Here is a 969-nt window from a genome sequence, read left to right as displayed (position 1 = left end):
TTTTGGCCACCCATTAAGAAAGAAATGTTATGCTAATAAGCATACAAATTTGGGTGAAAAAATGACGAAATTAAAACGCGCAACGTATTCTGCAGCAATAAAATTAGAAACAGCTCAGCTTGTAGTTGACCAAAGTTATACTCAAGAAGAAGCAGCTAAAGCGATGGGGGTGGGTAAATCAACCGTCAGTAAGTGGGTTACTCAATTAAAGCAAGAGCGGAATGGCCAGACACCATCTGCTTCGCCAATGACGCCCGAACAAATTGAAATCCGCGAACTTAAAAAGCAAATCCAACGCATCGAATTAGAAAAGGATATATTAAAAAAGGCTACCGCTCTCTTGATGTCCGACTCCCTGAACAATTCTCGTTAATCGAGAAACTAAATCAACGAGAGCGTTACCCAATTAGCGTGCTGTGTAACGTATTCAATGTGCATCGTAGCAGCTATAAATATTGGGCTATACGGGATACAACGCCGACGTCAGAGCAAGTAAGGCTAGAGGCTGAAGTTAAAGCAATACATGCAATGAGCGGTGGCTCAGCTGGGGCGCGGACAATCGCGGCAATAGCAACGAACAATGATTTTGAATTGAGTCGTTATCGTGCTGCTAAGCTAATGGTTAAATTAAAGCTTGAAAGCTGCCAAGTACCTCAACATTCATATAAACGCGGCGGTAATGAACACCTTGAAATTCCAAACCTGCTTGATAGACAATTTGATGTTGTTGAGCCAGATACCGTGTGGTGCGGTGATGTGACGTATATTTGGGTAGGTAATCGCTGGGCTTATTTAGCCGTTGTTGTTGATTTATTTGCACGTAAAGTAGTTGGCTGGGCCATGTCGTTGTCGCCAGATACTAATTTAACGCTAAAAGCGCTTGAACTCGCGTATGAAAGCAGAGGAAAACCGACAGGACTGATGTTTCATTCAGACCAGGGTAGTCATTATACAAGTTTAAAATATCGC

At 42.4% G+C, this 969-nt stretch carries 1 pseudogene; it reads left to right on the top strand.

Annotation, left to right across the window (positions count from 1 at the left end):
• Window positions 1–61 precede the first annotated feature (61 nt).
• Window positions 62–969 (top strand): annotated as a pseudogene (locus CXF89_RS19205) (IS3 family transposase); the annotation flags it as partial.

Source organism: Pseudoalteromonas sp. MelDa3 (genome assembly GCF_002863625.1).
Classification (GTDB): domain Bacteria; phylum Pseudomonadota; class Gammaproteobacteria; order Enterobacterales; family Alteromonadaceae; genus Pseudoalteromonas; species Pseudoalteromonas arctica.
The sequence above is the reverse complement of the archived record's forward strand: the minus strand, read 5'-3'. Positions and strand labels throughout refer to the sequence as shown.